A 17,118-nucleotide genomic window follows, 5' to 3' on the forward strand; every position below is an offset into this window, starting at 1 on the left:
TCTGGTGCCGACTTCCGACGCCGAGGCAGAGAAAGCCGAACTGTAGAGCCCGTGCCCCGGTAGGGTCGTCTTGCTTTTCGCCATTCTTTTGCCGACGCGCCAATGTAAGAAGTGATCGATATCCCACGCAGCGGAATACCATATGGCTTTTGCGCACAAAAGCCAACTCCACCCCAACGCCCACCTCAGTATCCACTGGTAGAATCGGCCCCCCTCAAACAAAAGCCAGCAGATCCGATACCGCACGTAAGTGCACTCCTGACTAACCGAGCCACATCCCCACCCCCACCGCATTCATCGTCGCCCGCCCACCCGCCAGCAGCCACAACTCACGGACTTGCGCCCCCACCACCGGGGATCCGCGGGACACCTCACATATATCCAAATCCCAATAACAGGCATGTCTGCGCCGTTATGAACGAATCCTGCGCCTCCCTTAGTCTTGCGCCATGTCGGACCGGCACCACCAGCACGGAGTGGCGAAGATCCGGCCGACAGCGACGTACCGCGGCAAATGCAGTGCCGGACGCGACACAACCCAGTGCGCGGCGGCCCGCAGACCTGCCCCGGTAACGACAACGAAAAAGCGAGACAGCCTGGAATACGAGCGGCGTAGCCGCCGCCCCAGTGCACCACAAAGGAGACACTCCGCCATGCTTGAGCAGCCGTTCCCCGGCCGTGCCGCCGCCCCCGGTACCGAAGCGATCGAGGCCAAGGCCATCGACACCATCGAGGCCATCGAAGTCAATGGCTTCCTTGACCGCTACTTCCAGATCAGTGCGCGCGGCAGCACTGGCCGGCGCGAGGCGCTTGCCGGCGTCACCACGTTCATGGCCATGGTGTATTCCGTGTTCGTGGTGCCGGGCATGCTCGGCAAGGCGGGCTTTGACTCCAGTGCCGTATTCGTCGCCACCTGCCTGACCGCGGCCTTCGGCTCCTTGCTGATGGGTGTGTGGGCCAGGCTGCCGATCGCCATCGGCTGCGCCATCTCGCTGACCGCGTTCACTGCCTTCGGGCTGGTGCTCGGGCAGGGTCTCTCCCCGGCCGTCGCGCTGGGTGCGATCTTCCTGATGGGCGTGGTGTTCACCGCCATTTCCGTGACCGGGGTGCGCTCCTGGATCCTGCGCAACCTGCCATCCGGCGTGGCGCACGGCACGGGGATCGGCATCGGTCTGTTCCTGCTGCTGATCGCGTCCAACGACGTGGGGCTCGTGATCAAGAATCCGGGCGCCGGCCTGCCCGTTGCGCTGGGCAAGATCACGGCGTTCCCGGTGGTGATGTCGATCCTTGGCCTGGCCGCGATCTTCGGGCTCGAACGCCGCAAGGTGCCCGGCGGCATCCTGCTGGTGATCGTCGCGATCTCCGCGCTGGGCCTGGCCTTCGACCCTGCCGTCAAGTTCTCCGGCGTGTTCGCCCTGCCCGCGCTGAGCGCGCCGGGCCATGCCACGCTGATCGGCTCCATGGACATCAAGGGCGCGCTGTCGCTGGCGGTGCTGCCCAGCGTGCTGGCACTGGTGATGACCGCCGTGTTCGATGCCACCGGCACGATCCGCGCGGTTGCCGGCCAGGCCGGCCAGCTCGATGCGAAAGGCCAGATCCCCAACGGCGGCCGTGCCCTGACCACGGATTCGCTGAGCTCGATCTTCTCGGCCTTTTTCGGTGGCGCGCCCGCCGCGGCCTACATCGAATCAAGCGTAGGCGTAGCCGCCGGCGCCAAGACCGGCCTGGCCGCGGTGGTAGTGGGCCTGCTCTTCCTGGCGGTGATCTTCTTCTCGCCGCTGGCCGGACTGGTGCCTTCGTACGCCACCGCTCCCGCGCTGATGTACGTGGGACTGCTGATGCTCAGCAGCGTCAGCAAGCTGCATATGGACGACATGGTCGACGCCATGGCCGGGCTGGTATGCGCGGTCTTTATCGTGCTGACCTGCAATATCGTCACCGGCATCATGCTCGGCTTCTGCACCCTGGTGATCGGCCGCGTCGTGGCCGGCGAGTTCCGCAAGCTCAATGTGGGAACCGTCAGCATCGCGCTGGCACTGGCCGTGTTCTACGGCGGCGGATGGGCCATCTGAGGCTTGACGGCCGCGGCGCGCGCCGCGGCCGTTGATGCAGGCGGCACCGCGCGGGCGGATGGCCGCGCGGTGCCGCCACGCCAGTGGGTACTGAAAGCCAGCGCAACGATGACACTGGCTTTTTTGCGAAGCGGGCAAATTCCCGTCCCGCTTCTTTTTTTGCGCAGCCTCGCCCCGAATGACCGCGTGACCGCGCGCAAGGCGCTGGCCGCCAGGCTCAGGCCGCCGCGCGCCGTTGCGGCAATGCCGCCCGCAATGCCAATTCCAGCCCCTGCTCCAGGTCAGCGATCAAATCCTCGGACGCTTCCAGGCCGATATGCAGGCGGATCACCGGCTCGGTGCCTCGCCAGTACGAATGCGTCGCCAGCCGTTCCGGCGCGGCCACCTGCACCAGGCTTTCATACCCGCCCCAGGAAGCCCCCAGCCCGAACAAGCGCAGCGAATCCACCAGCTTGCGCGCCGCCGCCGCATCGGCGCCGGGCAACGCGAACGACACCAGCCCGTTGGCGCCCGAGAAATCCCGCCGCCACAGCGCATGACCGGGGTCCGAGGGCAAGGCCGGGTAGAAAACCCGCCCCACCGCCTCATGCGCTTCCAGGAACCGCGCCACCGCCAGCGCGTTGCGATGATGCTGCGCCAGCCGTACCGCCAGCGTGCGGATGCCGCGCAGCGCCAGGTAGGCATCGTCCGCGCCGATGGCCAGCCCGAAGCTATCGTGGGTATCGGCAATCCGGTGCGCCAGCGCTTCATCCCTGACCACCACCGCGCCCTGCATCAGGTCGGAATGGCCGCTGATATATTTGGTCGAGGCCAGGATCGATATATCCACGCCCAGCGCCAGCGGCTGCAGCACGTGACCGGACGCCCAGGTATTGTCGGCGGCAACCACCACCCCATGCCGGTGCGCGATCTGCGACAGGCGCGGCAGGTCCAGCACCTCGTACAACAGCGAACTGGGCGACTCCAGGTAAAGCAGGCGCGTATTCGGACGGATCAGCGCGTCCACATCGTGCTGGCTGGGCGAGAAATAGCTGACCTCGATGCCCAGGCGGCGCAGCAGCGTCTGCTCCAGACGGCGCACCGGCGCGTAGACGCTGTCCGCCACCAGCGCATGATCGCCGGGCGAGAGCAGCGCCAGGAACGTCAGCGAGATCGCCGCCAGCCCGGAAGGCGCAAGGAAGGTACGGTTGCCGCCTTCCAGCGCGGCAATTGCGTCTTCCAGCGCGCGATGCGTGTCCATGCCCTGCCGGCCGTAGGAACTGACGCGCTCGCCGCGCGCATGGCGGGCACGGATATCGTCGTAGGCGTCGGTATTCTCGAAACGCACGGTGCTGGTCCGCACCACCGGCACATTGACCGGACCGTGGCCCTGGCTGAAGGGCGGCGTGCCGGCGTGGATCAGTTGGGTATCGCGATGATGGCTCATGGTTCTTCGATGGGGATTGGACCGGGCGGCGCTCAAACAGCAAAGCGCAGCTTGTCGAAAGAGAAGACGAAGGGATCGGCCGCCACGCGCGGCGCTGCGCCCAGCGCGCGGTTGAGAAAGGCGCGCGTGCGCTCGCTGCGCGGTTCGCTGAAGATGCGGCGCGCCGGGCCATGCTCGACGATCCGCCCGCTCTCGGTGAAATACACTTCGTCGCTGATCTCCTCGGCAAAGCGCATTTCATGCGTGACCAGCAGGCAGGTCAGGCCCTCCGCCACCAGGTCGCTGATCACGTTCAGCACCTCGCCCACCGTTTCCGGGTCCAGCGCTGAAGTCACCTCATCGAACAGGATCAGCTCGGGCTCCATCGCCAGCGCGCGGGCAATCGCCACGCGCTGCTGCTGGCCACCGGAAAGCTCGCCCGGATAGGCGCCCGCCTTGTCGGCCAGGCGCACCTTGCGCAGCAGCTCGATGGCGGTAGCCTCGGCCTCGGCCCGGCCACGCCCCAGCACGCGCAGTGGCGCGATGGTGAGATTCTGCAACACGGTCAGGTGCGGAAACAGGTTGTACTGCTGGAAGACAAAGCCCACCCGCTTGCGCAGCGCGATGCGCTCGGCCTCGCTGCGCAGCTCGCGCACCGCCACGCCGCCCACCGTCACCGTGCCCTGCTGCGGGGCCAGCAGGCCCGTCATGCAACGCAGGATGGTGGACTTGCCCGAGCCCGACGGGCCGATGATGGACACCGCCTGCCCGCGCCGCACTTCCAGGTCGATGCCCTTGAGCACCGCGTTGCCGCCGAACGCGAGGTGCACGTCGCGCAGCGCAACCAGCGGCGCTGGCGTGGGGACCGCGGACAACACGGGTCCGCCGCTATGTTCAGGCAACAGCATGTTTTTGTTCCAGGAAACGGGTGAAGCGCGAGATCGGGTAGCACCAGGCAAAGAACATCGCCAGCACGATGAAGTAGATCAGCACGGTAAAAGCGGTCTGGTTGACGGTATTGCTGGCGATCTGCGCGGTATCGAGCAAATCGTGCACGCCCACCAGCGAAGCCAGCGCGGTGCTCATGGTGAGTGTGGCGTACAGGTTCATCCATGGCGGCAGCATGCGCCGCACGCACTGCGGCCCGACGATCAGCCGCAGGATCTGCCAGCGCGAGAACGCCATCGAGCTGGCCGCCTCCCACTGCGTGAGCGGGATCGACTGCACCGCGCCACGCAGCACCTCGGCCACATTGGCGCTGGCCGGCAGCGCCAGTCCCACCACCACCTTGAGCCAGTCCGGGAACGGCACGATATGGCTGCCGATGTTCAGCTCGAACGGAAAGACATAGGTGGAGAAGTAGATCAGCACCAGCCACGGCGCATTGCGGAACACCTGCACATAAAGCTGCGCCGGGCGCCACAGCAGCGCCAGCGGCGACAGCCGCAGCGCGCCGACCAGCAGCCCGCCAGCGGTGCCCAGCGCGATCGCCAGCAGGCTCACGCCGATATTGACCAGGAAGCCGCGCGCCAGCGCCGGCGACCATTGCCACGCGCTGGCCAGCGCCCGCGCCAGGTCCGGATGGCGGGTGGCGGCCAGCGCCACCGCCACGAGCGGCAGGAGCCACAGCAGGCTGGCGAAGCGGCCCACGCGCGGCCATGCCGGCGCGCCGCGGAAAATGGAATCAGCGGTCGCCATAGCCGGGCATCCTCAGCCGAAGTTCCAGCCAGTTGCCGGCCTGGCTGACCACCCAGGTCAGCAGGCCAAAAAACAGCAGCAACAGCACCATCAGTTCCAGCACGTTATCGCGCTGGGTCCAGATCATGATGGAGGCATAGGTGATATCGCCCACGGCAATGGCCGACGCCACCGCCGTGGCCTTGACCAGATCCACGGAGTTGTTGACCAGGGCAGGCAGCGCGAAGCGCACCGCCAGCGGCAACTGCACCCGCCACAGCAAGGTGCGGCGGTCGAAGCCGAGCGAGGCCGCCGCCTCCAGCGTGACCCTGGGCACCGCTTCGATGCCCGCGCGCAAGGCTTCGGCATGGAACACACCCTTGTGCAGCGACAGCACCACCACCACCCACAGGAACGGGGTGAGCGGATTGCTCCGCTGCGCATCCTGCAAGGCATGGGTGATCAGCATATTGAGCACGAGGAAGGCGCAATAGAGCTGCACCAGCGTGGGCGTATTGCGCGTGACCTCCACAAAGGCGCGCGTGGCACCGGCCAGCAATGGCCGGCGCGAAGTCAGCAACGCCGCCATGGCCACCCCCGCCACCAGGCTGCCGGCCAGCGCGCAGACCACCAGTTGCACGGTGACCCATGCGCCATGCACGAAGGAAGCGCGGTCATAGGCATCGGCAAGAAATGCATAGTTCAGGCCGAAGCGGCGCGCCACCTCGATCCCCCAGGCAATCGCTGCATCCATCAGGAACGGCCGCCCTTGAACTTGTCGTGCAGTTCGGTCAGCGCAGGCGAAGGCGGCTGGATGCCGGCCTTCTTCTCGGTAGCCACCAGCCAGCCGCTGCGATGCCAGTTCTGCACGATGCGGTCGACGGCCTGGATGGTGTCCTGCTCGCCCTTGCGGGTCCAGATCACGGTGGGCGCGGGGTTCAGTTCCGGCAGCACGATGCGGTAGTTCTGCCACTCGGGATTGCCGCGCACCAGCGGTTGCAGCAGCGTGTTGTCGTGCACGGCGCCGGCGCAGTTGTCGCCGCGCAGGGCCAGCAGCGATTCCGCCGAGCCCTTGAAGCCCTTCGGGATGGCGCCGTATTCCACCTGTACCGGCCGCGTATAGCTGCTGCCTTGCGAGATGCAGACCGTCTTGCCCTTGAGGTCTTCCCAGCGGCGGATATCGCTCTGCCTGGGCACGATCACGGCGCCGCCCACGCGGTAGTAAGGCGTGGGCACGTGGCCGAGCTGCTCGCCGCGATCGGCGTTGTATTCCATCGATGCGATCAGCACATCGACCTTGCCTTGCTGCAGGAACTGCACGCGGTTGGAGGGCTGCACCTGCACCGTTTCCAGCTCCACGTTGAGTTGCCTGGCGAGATCCTGCGCAAGCTCCGCGTTAAAGCCCACGGGTTTCTGCGTGGCGGGATCGATCGAGCCGAAAGCGCTGCCGGACAGCATGACGCCGACCACGATCCTGCCGCGCTGGCGGATCTTGTCGAGCGTGGCGTCGGCATGGGCGGCGCCGGCGAGGAAGGTACCTGCCAGCATGGCAGCGGCGAGGACGATGGGACGCGGGGAACGCAGGGGAAAGATACGGGTCATGGTGTGTTCGAGTTCTTGTAGGCGAAGTCGTGTCTTGCGCGAATGGCATGCCGCCGGAGGGGCTGGCTGGAGCGTCCGGTGCGCCATGCGGTCAGCAAACTGTACCCATGCGCCGATGAACACGGAACGAATCATTGAGCCCATCGTTATGCGCTGCGCGTTGCCGGTCGCAGTGCCGCCAGGCCGGGCCACACCGCATATCCATGCGCGGAAAGATTCGTTGGCCTTGCCCGCCGCGCTTTCTAAGCTTTGCGCTCGATTCGCCTCCGGCCACATCCCATGCAACGCCGCACTGTGCTCCGCACCCTCTCCTGCCTTCCTGTCGCTGCCGGCGTGGCAGCCATCGCAGGCGTTCCGTTCCACAGCCACGCCACGCAAGCCGCGGAGGCCTTTCCCTCGCGTCCCGTGCGCATCGTGGTGCCGGTGGCTCCCGGCGGCAGCGCCGACAAGCTCGCGCGCACGCTGGCCCTCAAGCTCAGCGAGAAATGGGGGCAGCCGGTAGTGGTGGAAAACGTGGTTGGCGCCAGCGGCACCCTGGGCGCGGCACAGGTGGCAAGGGCCAGGCCTGACGGCCATACGCTGCTGCTGGGCGGGGAAGGCGTGACGCTGAATGCCTCGCTGTTCAAGACGCTGCCCTATGACACGGGCCATGCGTTTCGCGGCGTGAGCAAGGCGGTGGTCAATCCGCAGATCCTGGTGGCGCGGCCGGACCTGGGCGTGCGCAGTCTCCAGGATTACATCGCGCTCGCGCGCAAGAAGCCAGGCGAACTGACGCTTGGCCTGCCGGGCAACGGCGGCATAGCCCACGTCGCGCACGAAATGCTGTCGCGGCAGGTCGGCATCAAGGTCAACTACATTCCGTATGCCGGTGGCGCACCCGCCACGGTGGACTTGCTGGGCGGGCATATCGATGCCACGCTGATCACGCTGGCGGCGGTCACGGACTACGTGCGCTCAGGGCGCCTGACGGCGCTGGCGGTCACGACGCCTTATCGTTCGAAGGCACTGCCGCAAGTGCCGACCATGGCGGAAGCCGGGGCCGCCGGCTTTGCGGTGGAGAGCTGGCAGGGGCTGATCGCGCCCTCGGCCACGCCGACGCAGGTGGTGGAGCGCATCAGCCGCGATGTGGCGGCGGTGCTCAATGTGCCGGCCACGCGTGGGCAGTTGGAGGATGCGGGATATGTGGTGGTGGGTTCGTCGGCGCAGGAGCTGGACGCTACGCTGTCGCGCGATTTGCCGAAGTACGCTTCCGTGATCGCGGCTTCGGGGATTTCGTTGCGTTGAGGCGGGAGGGAAAGCGCTCACGTGATGTGAGCGCTATCGGTATGGCGGTATATGGCGCGCGCGCCCTCTCCCCGCGCTCAGCCCTGCCGATAGTCCACCAGCCGCACCGGCAGATCGCCATCGCGTTCCAGCTGATCGACCAGGCCGATCTCCCAGTTCAGGTAGGCATGCATCTCCGCCTTGCGGCGGTTCTCGTCCTCATAGGCATAAGCGCTGTACCACGCGTCTTCGTCACCGGTCAGCACGCGCGCCGCGGCAGCGCTACCCGCCCCCGCCGGTTCAACAGGCAGGCCCAACGCCTGCCAGCGCGCATTGCCGCCGAGCAGTGCCCGCACGTCGCGCCCGCTGGTGCGGCGCAACTCTGCCGCAACCGCCTGCGCCAGCACGCCGTCCGATGACGTCACGACGATGATGTCTTCGGCCTCCCCGTGCTCCAGCACCAGCGCCACCTTCTCCGGTGTGGCAAACCAGGCGCCAGGCACATGGCCGCGGCGGAATGCAAGGCTGCTGTCCACGTCGGCCACGCTTACCCCGCCCCGCGCTTGCAACTCGGCGAGCGATGCCACCTCGATCCAGGGCGCCTCCACCTCGGAGGCACGCAGTACGCGCACGGGCTCCGGCCCGGACTCGCGCGGCGCCAGCGGCGCGGGACGGAACAGGTAGACCTCATGCCCGCTGAACTGCGCCAGCCACGCGGCCGTGATCTGCGCGCGCACGCCATCCCAGTCGGCCAGCACGATGCGGGCGCGGCGGGTGCCGGCGTAGGCGTCGGTGGCCTGCACCAGTTGCCCGCCGGGCGCGCTGCGCCAGCCGGGCAGGTGCCCTGCCGCGTATTCCTCGGGCGAGCGCACGTCGAAGCGGTACAGCGTGCGTGCGCCGGCTTGCTGCTCGAAGGCGGCCAGCTGCGCCGCATCGATATGCCGCACGCCGGCGCGTTCGGCCACCCGCGCCGCACGCTCGCGCGCGGCCGCCTGGGCCGCATCGCACGGCTGCGGCGCGAAGCGGGTCTGGCCGTGGTCCAGCTTGTAGCCCGCCAGCAGCCAGGCCATGGTGCCGTCCTTGAGCGACACCACGCGATTGGGAATGCCCGCGTTGATCAGCGTCTGCGCGCCCACGATGCTGCGCGTGCGGCCGGCGCAATTGACGACCACCAGCGTGGCGGGATCGGGCGCGATCTCGCCGATGCGGTAGACCAGTTCCGCGCCGGGGCAGTCGACCGCGCCGGGAATGCTCATATTCTGGAATTCCGTGAAGGGGCGGCTGTCCACCACCACCACGTTGTCGCCGCGCTCCTGGTAGAGCCTGAGCGTCTCGGCGGTGATCCACGGCGTGCGCAGCTCATGCTCGATCACCTCGCCGAAGGCCTTGCTTGGCACGTTGGTGCCGCTGAATACCTCATAGCCCGCCGCCTGCCAGGCGCGCGTGCCGCCTTCCAGCACGGAGACGTTCGTATAGCCGAAACGCAGCAGCTTGGCCGCGGCCGCGTGGGCGATATCTTCCGCCAGGTCCGTCACGACGATGCGCGTAGTCCGGCGCGGCACCAGGCGGTCGATCGTGGTCTCGAGCCGGCCCAGCGGCGCGGGCACCGCGAACAGCAGGTGCTCGCGCGAGAATGCACCTTCTTCGCGCGCGTCCAGCACGGCCAGTTCCTCGCCCGCTGCAATGGCGCGCTTGAGCGCGGCCGGGCTCACCAGCGGATGGCGGATCAGCGCCGGCGCGGCAAAGGTGCGGCAGGTGTACTGGGTGCCGTCCTCGGGCACGGGCTCGAACTTCACGCGAGCGGCGAGGCGGGTCAGCGTGAGGCCGTAGAAGTGCAGGTGCAGCCCGGGCGTGTCGCCGGTCAGCTCGATGGTATGCACATCGGCTGGCGACAAGGTGATGGCATTGCCCGCGCGCACGTCGAGCTGGCGCAGCGGCTCCAGCGTGTCCTGGCCGGGCCTGCTGCCCTGGCTGCGGTGGAAGATGACATTGCGCTCGACGCCGCGCACCCCGGCGATCACCGCCCAGGTGGTGTGGTCGTGCGGCGGCTGCGCCTTGCCGGGCAGGCCGGCGGAAGCGAACAGCGCGAAGCCGCCGTCCGGATCTTCCGCCAGCCGGTAGATCGCGGCGGGCCGTGCCGTGTCCACGGGGAAGTGCTCGGGCGGGAACAGGTGCGCCTGGCCGGCCAGCGCCACCAGTTCGTCGGCCAGCGCGGCCAGCGGCGCCCTGTCGGCGGCCTGGCGGGCGGCGATCTTGCGGGCGCGGGCGATAAAGGCCGCGACGGCGGCGGCGCGGGCATCGCTTACGTCGCCGGCGGCCGCGTCATCGACAAGGGTCTGGGTCAGGTCGGTAATGGTCATGGCGAGGGATTTTCGTGAATGCTGGGAGAGTGCGGGGACAGTGCGCGGCTTGCGCGGCCAATGGCTTGCCCGCGCACCGGACACTAGAGCCTAAGAGAAGTTGCGCCGCCGGCTAACGAATCAGATCGCAGATCGTTATGCCGTGGCCGCCGCGCATGGGTGCGCTTCGCCCGCCGGCACGGCTTCGCATATGCATCGTCGATATTGTTCGTTCTTGCGCAGCCTCGTATTCCTTAGAGTAAAGGCCTGCCGCCACCCGCCGCGGCTTCGCACCGACCAAGGACTCCCCATGACGACCCGGAACCAGCGCACTGCCGCCATTGCCACCACCCTTGCCGAGGTCCGCGCACTGACCGCGCAGCGCGACATCGACCGCGCCACGCTGGCACAGGTCGCCGCGGTCCTGCAGAACCTGGCCAGCCGCAAGGACCTGTTCGGCTTTGCCGACTTTCCGCCGCCCGGCGATGGCGCCACCACCTCCACCCGCTACCGCCTGAGCGAGGAAGGCCAGTTGCCGGCGCTCTACCTCAACTCGATCGTGCCGGGCAAGAAAACCATCCCGCACAACCACGACACCTGGGCCGTGATCGTGGCCGTGCAGGGCGATGAACTCAACCGCGTCTACCGCCGCACCGACGACGGCAGCAACCCCGAGCGGGCCAGCATCGAACTGGAGCGCGAACTGGTGGTGCGCCCGGGCACGCCGATCAGCTTCCTGCCGCAAGACATCCACAGCATTCACGTGGTCGGCGACGCGCCGACACTGCATTTCCACCTCTACGGCCGTCCGCTCGAAACCCTGACGGGCCRCATCGGTATCGAGCCGGAAACCGGGCGTATCGTCAACTACAACGCCACCCAGTTGAACCGCAGCGAAAAGATCGCCGCCTGAGGCTGCAATGGACAGCGCCCTAACCCCCTTCTTCACGCAGAGCAATCCATGACCCGATCCATCGATGCCGCCGCCCTGCGCGGCTGGCTTAACGACGGCCAGCCGCTGGCGCTGTTCGACGTGCGCGAGCACGGGCAGCATGGCGAGGGCCATCCCTTCTTCGCCGTGCCGCTGCCCTACAGCCGGCTGGAACTGGACGTGGCGCGCCTGGCGCCGCGCCTGGGCGAGCGCATCGTGCTGCTCGACGACGGCGACGGCGTGGCCGGGCGCGCGGCGCAACGGCTGGCGGCGCTGGGCTACCGGGACGTCACGCTRCTGGCCGGCGGCGCGCCGGCCTGGGCTCTGGCCGGCTTCACTTTGTTCAAAGGCGTCAACGTGCCGTCCAAGACGTTTGGCGAACTGGTGGAACACCTGCAGGAAACGCCGCGCCTGAGCGCCGCGGAACTGGTAGCGCGCCGCGCCGCCGGCGAGCCCCTGGTACTGGTGGACGGCCGCACCTTCGATGAACACCAGAAGATGACCATCCCCGGCGCGCACAGCCTGCCCAACGGCGAGCTGGCCTTGCGCCTGTCCGCCCTGCTGCCGGATGCACGGACCACCGTGGTGGTGCACTGCGCCGGGCGCACGCGCAGCATCATCGGGGCCCAGACGCTGCGCAACCTCGGCCTGCCCAATCCGGTGCTGGCGCTGGAAAACGGCACGCAGGGCTGGTACCTGGCCGACTACGCGCTGGAACACGGCAGCCAGCGCCGCTACCCGCCAGCCCCGGCAGCCGGCGAGCTGGCCGAGGCGCGTGCGCGCTCGGCCCGGCTGCTGCAGCGCGACGGGCTGCCCGCGCTGTCGGCCACGCAGGCGCAGCAGTGGCTGGACGACGACCGCCGCACCACCTACCTGCTCGACATCCGCACCGCGGAGGAATTCGCCCAGGGATCGATCGACGGCGCACAGCATGCGCCCGGTGGCCAGCTGGTGCAGGCCACCGACCAGTACATCGGCGTACGCGGCGGCCGCGTGATCGTGTTCGACGACGACGGCGTGCGGGCGCCCGTGGTGGCGAGCTGGCTGCACCAGATCGGCTACGAGAGCGCCGTGCTGGCCCATGGCGTCAATGCCGCCGTCAAGGCACCCGCGCCGCCGCGCACCCTGCCCGCCCATGCCCTGCCGGTGCTCGACGCCAACCTGCTGCGCGCTCTGTATGCCGAAGCGCCCGATGCGCTGCGCTTCGACCTGCGCGACAGCGCCGAATACGCACGCGGCCATGCCAAAGGCGCAGCCTGGTCGATCCGCCCGCGCCTGCCGGCCACGCTCGACCGCCTCGGCGCCACGCACGACCATCCGGTCATCCTGATCGCCAGCGAGCCGCATATTGCCAACCTGGCCGGCCTGGACCTGCTGGCCGAAGGCTACCGGCACGTGTATCGCCTGGCCGAGGGCTACCAAACCTGGCAAGCCGCGGGCCTGCCCGAAGCAACCGAACCCACGCCGCTGCCCCCCGAGACGCGTATCGACTACCTTTTCTTCGTGCACGACCGCCACGAAGGCAACAAGGACGCCGCCCGCGCCTACCTGGCCTGGGAAACGGGACTGATCGCCCAGTGCGCGCCGGACGAGATCGGCCGCTTCCGGATCCCGGCACCCGCCGCGCTGGCGTCGGCCCGTCACAAGACCGCGTGAAATCATTCGCCATTGGCTTTGGCCACCCCGGAAGCGTTGCGCTCGGGCGTTGGTATCGACTCGCGGGCAATTCGCCTGCCGTTGATTGTTATTTAATAATAATTACCAATAAATTATGTAATACCATAATACGTAGACAGCTTGTGCTATGATATTTCATATCTTTTTGATGTGAAACTATGCTATGCCATCCTTCTACGACCAGCTTCAGGCCCGCCGCGCCGCACGGAAGTCCTCGCTTGGGGACGTGGCGCGGCTGATTGGCATGGCGCCGTCGAATCTCACCACGGCACTGAGCGGCCGGCATGATGTGCGCGCCTCCACACTCGAAGCCGTGGGCGCGGCGCTTGATGCGGAATGGGTGCTGGTGCCCCGCGAGCACCTGCTCGCCGTGCGGCGCCTGATCGAAGGCAAGGACAGCGGCCCGGACCGCGAAGCCAGGACATCGGTCGAGATGTTCCTGGAGCAGGAACCGTGAGCCCCGGACTGCGCCCCCGCTACCTGGAGGTACACCTGCACGGCGTACTGTGCGGCTACCTGTGCGAAGTCGAGCGCACCTGCCGCTTTGTACCCGCGGAAGCCTTTCGTGGCGACCCGTTGCGGCCCACGCTCAGCCTCTCGCTGACCTTTCCCGGCAATGACACGCTGACCGCGGCGGTACTGGCCAACCCCTTCCACCCCGCGCTCTACAACACCAACGGCGCGCTGCCGCCCTATTTCGCCGGGCTGCTGCCCGAAAGCGAATTGCGCAAGCGGCTGGAAGCCACACGCCATCATCCCGAGGACCGCGACGATTTCGGCATCCTGGCCGCCGCCGGCGAGGACCTGCCCGGCGCGGTGGTGGTGCGCCCCGCGCCCATCGACGCCCTGCCCGCGCACGTACGCACGGTTGGCGTGACGGGTGGCGCGGACAACCTGGAAATTGCCGTCATCGAAGGCGCCACCGAAGGCGCGGCCTCGGTCTCGGGCGTGCAGAACAAGATTGCGCTATCCACCGCGCATGCCGGCAAGCGCTACACCATGCCCACCCACGGGCACCTGTCGGACCTGATCGCCAAGCTGCCCACGCGCAACGACGACAGCCAGGTCTTCAACGAATACGTGTCGATGCAACTGGCACAGGCCGCCGGCGTGGCGGTCGCGCCGTGCCGGCCCGCGCCGCTGGCCGCCATCGAGGTGGAAGGCATGGCCGAAGCCCTTGGCGCGGATCTGCACTTCCTCGCCGTGGACCGCTTCGACCGCGAGCCGGGCGGACGCGTGCATGCCGAGGACGGTTGCCAGTTGCTGACCCGCATGCCCAATCGCAAGTACGCCGGCCGCGACGCCTACGCCGTGCTGGTGCAATTGCTGGAGCGGCTGAGCGTGCGCGGGATCGAGGATGTGCGGCAGTTCTTTATCCGGCAGGCCGTCAACACCCTGCTGGGCAACAGCGACGCCCACCTGAAGAACTTCTCCTTCCTGTACCGCAACGGCATCGCGCCAGAGCTGTCGCCTGCCTACGACATCGTCAGCGTGGCGGCSCTGYCSGGCTTYGCCGGCTTCGGCCAGAACGTCGTCATCGACCGCCAGCAGCGCGTGCAAACCCTGCAAACCTACCGCGAGTTCGCGCGCGAGGCGAAAATCGCCGGGCGCATCGCCACCGCCGCCGTCAAAGATGCGGTGGCCATGGCCCACGAGCGATGGCCCGCCTTGCTGGAACAACTACCGGCTCCGGCGGGCATGCGCGCGGTGGTGCTGGAGCGGCTGGCGACGCTACCGCTGGCACGGCGCAAATAGACGGCACTCGAAAAGCGGACCCCGCCTCAGGCCAGCAGCCGGTACGCCAGCCGTGCCGCCACCCGCGCGCCCTGATGATCGCGGTCGTAGTTGGGGTTGTACTCGGCCAGGTCGGCCACGCGCAACTTGCCGCTGCGCCGCACCTCGCCCACCAGCGCCTCGACTACCGCCAGCGGCACGCCAAAGGCAGCAGGCGCCGAGACGCCTGGCATGACGGCGGCCGGCAGCGCATCCAGATCGATGGTGAGATAGACATGCCCGGCCAGGGCCATGCGCTCCCTCAACGCGGCCAGGCGAGCATCGAGATGCCGTTCCTGCAAGTCGACATCCTCGACGTAAGACACGCCCAGTTCGTCGGCCCGGGCAAACAGGGCCGGGGTATTGGCGAGACGGCTCACGCCCAGGCAGACATAGTCGAACGGCTGCCCGCGGCGCGCACTCTCGCACGCGATCTGGTCGAACGGCGTTCCGGAACTTGCTGGCCGGCTGGTACGCAAGTCGAAGTGTGCGTCGATATTCACGATCAGCAGGCGGCCGTCGTCGCCGGCGGCATCCAGATGCGCCCGCAACCCCTGCCAGCTGCCCCAGGCGACTTCGTGGCCGCCGCCCAGCACCAGCGGCAAGCCGCCGCCATCCAGCACGGCACGGACCGCCCCCGCCAGGCGTTCCTGGGCGGCTTCCAGTGCATCGTCTTCGCAGATCACGTTGCCGGCATCGTACAAGGCCGGCAGTCCGTGCGCCGGCACATTGGCCAGGGCGCGGCGGATTGCATCCGGCCCCTGCGCCGCGCCGGCGCGGCCTTGGTTGCGCAGCACGCCGGCATCGCAGGCGAACCCAACCAGCACCGGCGATCCGGCCGGCAGCGGCGCGCCCGCGGCGCGCACAACATGGAACAAGCGCCTGGTATCGCCACGCTCGCCGGCGTCGGTACGGCCCTGCCAAAGAGACTCTGTCATTGCCATGCTCATTGCCGCGTCAGCACGGCTTGCAGGAAACCGCGCGTGCGCTCCTGCGTGGGCGCGGAGAAGATGACGGACGGCGGACCGGCTTCGATGATGCCGCCGCCGTCCATCACCACCACGACATCGGCGACCTCGCGGGCAAAGCCCATCTCGTGCGTGACCACCACCATCGTCATGCCTTCGGCGGCCAACACCTTCATCACTTGCAGGACCTCGCCCACCAGTTCGGGATCGAGCGCGGAGGTGGGCTCGTCGAACAGCATCACACGCGGCGCCATGGCGAGCGCGCGCGCAATGGCCACGCGCTGTTTCTGCCCGCCCGAGAGGCTGGCCGGCATGGCGTGCGCTTTATGTGCCAGGCCCACTTTCTCCAGCAGCGCCATCGCCTTGCGCTCGGCGTCGTCGCGCGAGGCGCCGCGCAGCATGCGAGGACCGAGCGTGACATTGTGCAGCACGGACAGGTGGGGAAACAGATTGAAGGACTGGAACACCATCCCGACTTCCGTGCGCAAGCGGTTCAGTTCAGGGTCGGCGATCAGCTGCCCCTGATCGAGCAGCCTGGTGCCACAGATCTCGATGGTGCCGCTCTCAGCCTGCTCCAGGCCGTTGCAGCAGCGCAGGAACGTGCTTTTGCCCGAGCCGCTGGGCCCGATCACAACCACCACTTGCGACGGCTCCACATCGAAATCGATGCCCCTCAGTACCGTATGGTCGCCGAAGGATTTGCCCAGATTGCGGATCCGGATGATTGCGGAATCGCTCATTGCACCATGCCTCCCATACGCAGCCGTTGCTCCATGTGCCGCAGGAACAATCCCGCGGCGCTAGTCAGCAGCAGATAGACCAACGCGATCGCCAGGTACACCTCCAGCGAGCGGTAGGACACACTGATGATCTTCTGCCCTTCGTGCATCACGTCGTGAATGGTCAGCAGCGATACCAGTGCGGAGTTCTTGATCAATGCGATGAACTCATTGCCTAGCGGCGGAATCATGCGCACGATCGCTTGCGGCAGGATCACCGCGCGCATCGCCTGGCCTGACGACATGCCGATGGAACGCGCGGCTTCCATCTGACCCTTGTCGACAGACTGGATCGCGCCCCGCACAATCTCGGAGACATAGGCGCCGGAATAGATGCCCAGGCCGATCACGCCGCAAACGAATGCCGGTAGCAGGATGTCAAATTGCGGCAGCCCGAAGAACAGCAAGAACAGTTGCACCAGCAAGGGCGTGCCACGAATCGCGGTCACGTAGGCGGTACAGATGCCATACACGACGCGGCGCCGCGGATCGAGCCGGCCGATGCCAACCAGCAAGCCCATCACGCACCCGAGCACCAGCGCGCAGGCTGTCACCTCGACCGTGACCACGGCGCCGCGCACCAGGTCGGGCCAGCCGGCCCAGACCGGCGAGAAGTCCAGTTCCATGATGTC

At 67.7% G+C, this 17,118-nt stretch carries 15 protein-coding genes; 6 read left to right on the forward strand and 9 right to left on the reverse strand.

Translation table 11 applies throughout. The features are described from left to right. Window positions 1-653 precede the first annotated feature (653 nt). Window positions 654-2,072, forward strand: coding sequence for an NCS2 family permease (locus AC1DN0_RS10410; RefSeq protein WP_441632826.1), 1,419 nt, complete (start codon window positions 654-656; stop codon window positions 2,070-2,072). Between the two features lie 217 nt (window positions 2,073-2,289). On the opposite strand, the gene metC is transcribed toward AC1DN0_RS10410, so the two are convergent. From metC to AC1DN0_RS10435, 5 genes are read right to left on the reverse strand one after another with little or no spacing between them, the layout of a single operon-like run. Beyond that, the gene (gene metC, locus AC1DN0_RS10415; protein ID WP_441632828.1) at window positions 2,290-3,498 is read right to left on the reverse strand and encodes a cystathionine beta-lyase; all 1,209 of its coding nucleotides are present in this window, start codon (window positions 3,496-3,498) and stop codon (window positions 2,290-2,292) included. Window positions 3,499-3,530: 32 nt separating this feature from the next. Then, on the reverse strand, window positions 3,531-4,385 hold the full coding sequence (locus AC1DN0_RS10420; RefSeq protein ID WP_477102723.1) for an amino acid ABC transporter ATP-binding protein: 855 nt from the start codon (window positions 4,383-4,385) through the stop codon (window positions 3,531-3,533). Next, complete coding sequence (locus AC1DN0_RS10425) at window positions 4,372-5,175, reverse strand: amino acid ABC transporter permease (protein ID WP_441632832.1); 804 nt, start codon at window positions 5,173-5,175, stop codon at window positions 4,372-4,374. Before AC1DN0_RS10425 ends, AC1DN0_RS10420 begins: the two co-directional genes overlap by 14 nt. Then, window positions 5,162-5,908 (reverse strand): amino acid ABC transporter permease, encoded by a 747-nt coding sequence (locus AC1DN0_RS10430; protein ID WP_441632834.1) that lies wholly within the window; start codon window positions 5,906-5,908, stop codon window positions 5,162-5,164. Before AC1DN0_RS10430 ends, AC1DN0_RS10425 begins: the two co-directional genes overlap by 14 nt. Continuing rightward, a complete protein-coding gene (locus AC1DN0_RS10435) occupies window positions 5,908-6,756 on the reverse strand; it encodes a transporter substrate-binding domain-containing protein (RefSeq protein WP_441632836.1) in 849 nt (282 codons plus the stop codon). Before AC1DN0_RS10435 ends, AC1DN0_RS10430 begins: the two co-directional genes overlap by 1 nt. A gap of 279 nt (window positions 6,757-7,035) precedes the next feature. Between AC1DN0_RS10435 and AC1DN0_RS10440 the strand changes: the two genes are divergently transcribed. Further along, entirely contained in the window at window positions 7,036-8,040 is a 1,005-nt protein-coding gene (locus AC1DN0_RS10440; RefSeq protein WP_441632838.1) for a tripartite tricarboxylate transporter substrate binding protein, read from the forward strand. A 77-nt stretch (window positions 8,041-8,117) separates the two neighbouring features. Here AC1DN0_RS10440 and AC1DN0_RS10445 read toward each other — a convergent pair whose 3' ends face one another. Next, window positions 8,118-10,379, reverse strand: a complete 2,262-nt coding sequence (locus AC1DN0_RS10445; protein WP_477111399.1) for a rhodanese-like domain-containing protein — start codon at window positions 10,377-10,379, stop codon at window positions 8,118-8,120. 289 nt (window positions 10,380-10,668) lie between these two features. Between AC1DN0_RS10445 and AC1DN0_RS10450 the strand changes: the two genes are divergently transcribed. The 4 genes from AC1DN0_RS10450 to AC1DN0_RS10465 all read left to right on the forward strand — a co-directional run bounded on the left by AC1DN0_RS10450 (window position 10,669) and on the right by AC1DN0_RS10465 (window position 14,721). Beyond that, on the forward strand, window positions 10,669-11,271 hold the full coding sequence (locus tag AC1DN0_RS10450) for a cysteine dioxygenase family protein (protein WP_477145694.1): 603 nt from the start codon (window positions 10,669-10,671) through the stop codon (window positions 11,269-11,271). Between the two features lie 48 nt (window positions 11,272-11,319). After that, window positions 11,320-12,945: a rhodanese-like domain-containing protein gene (locus AC1DN0_RS10455; RefSeq protein ID WP_477102727.1), complete on the forward strand. Its 1,626-nt coding sequence runs from the start codon at window positions 11,320-11,322 to the stop codon at window positions 12,943-12,945. A gap of 184 nt (window positions 12,946-13,129) precedes the next feature. Continuing rightward, window positions 13,130-13,423: a helix-turn-helix domain-containing protein gene (locus tag AC1DN0_RS10460; protein WP_045236754.1), complete on the forward strand. Its 294-nt coding sequence runs from the start codon at window positions 13,130-13,132 to the stop codon at window positions 13,421-13,423. Continuing rightward, a complete protein-coding gene (locus AC1DN0_RS10465; protein WP_477145695.1) occupies window positions 13,420-14,721 on the forward strand; it encodes a type II toxin-antitoxin system HipA family toxin in 1,302 nt (433 codons plus the stop codon). Before AC1DN0_RS10460 ends, AC1DN0_RS10465 begins: the two co-directional genes overlap by 4 nt. 26 nt (window positions 14,722-14,747) lie before the next feature. Here AC1DN0_RS10465 and hutG read toward each other — a convergent pair whose 3' ends face one another. Genes hutG through AC1DN0_RS10480 form a run of 3 tightly spaced genes read right to left on the reverse strand, consistent with a single transcriptional unit; the run spans window position 14,748 to window position 17,112 of the window. Continuing rightward, window positions 14,748-15,689, reverse strand: coding sequence for a formimidoylglutamase (hutG, locus tag AC1DN0_RS10470; protein ID WP_477102729.1), 942 nt, complete (start codon window positions 15,687-15,689; stop codon window positions 14,748-14,750). Beyond that, the gene (locus tag AC1DN0_RS10475; protein WP_441629467.1) at window positions 15,686-16,447 is read right to left on the reverse strand and encodes an amino acid ABC transporter ATP-binding protein; all 762 of its coding nucleotides are present in this window, start codon (window positions 16,445-16,447) and stop codon (window positions 15,686-15,688) included. The genes hutG and AC1DN0_RS10475 overlap by 4 nt, the downstream gene beginning before the upstream one ends. Further along, window positions 16,444-17,112 (reverse strand): amino acid ABC transporter permease, encoded by a 669-nt coding sequence (locus AC1DN0_RS10480; RefSeq protein ID WP_441629468.1) that lies wholly within the window; start codon window positions 17,110-17,112, stop codon window positions 16,444-16,446. The genes AC1DN0_RS10475 and AC1DN0_RS10480 overlap by 4 nt, the downstream gene beginning before the upstream one ends. Window positions 17,113-17,118: the final 6 nt, after the last annotated feature.

Source organism: Cupriavidus sp. 05N39 (assembly GCF_056397325.1).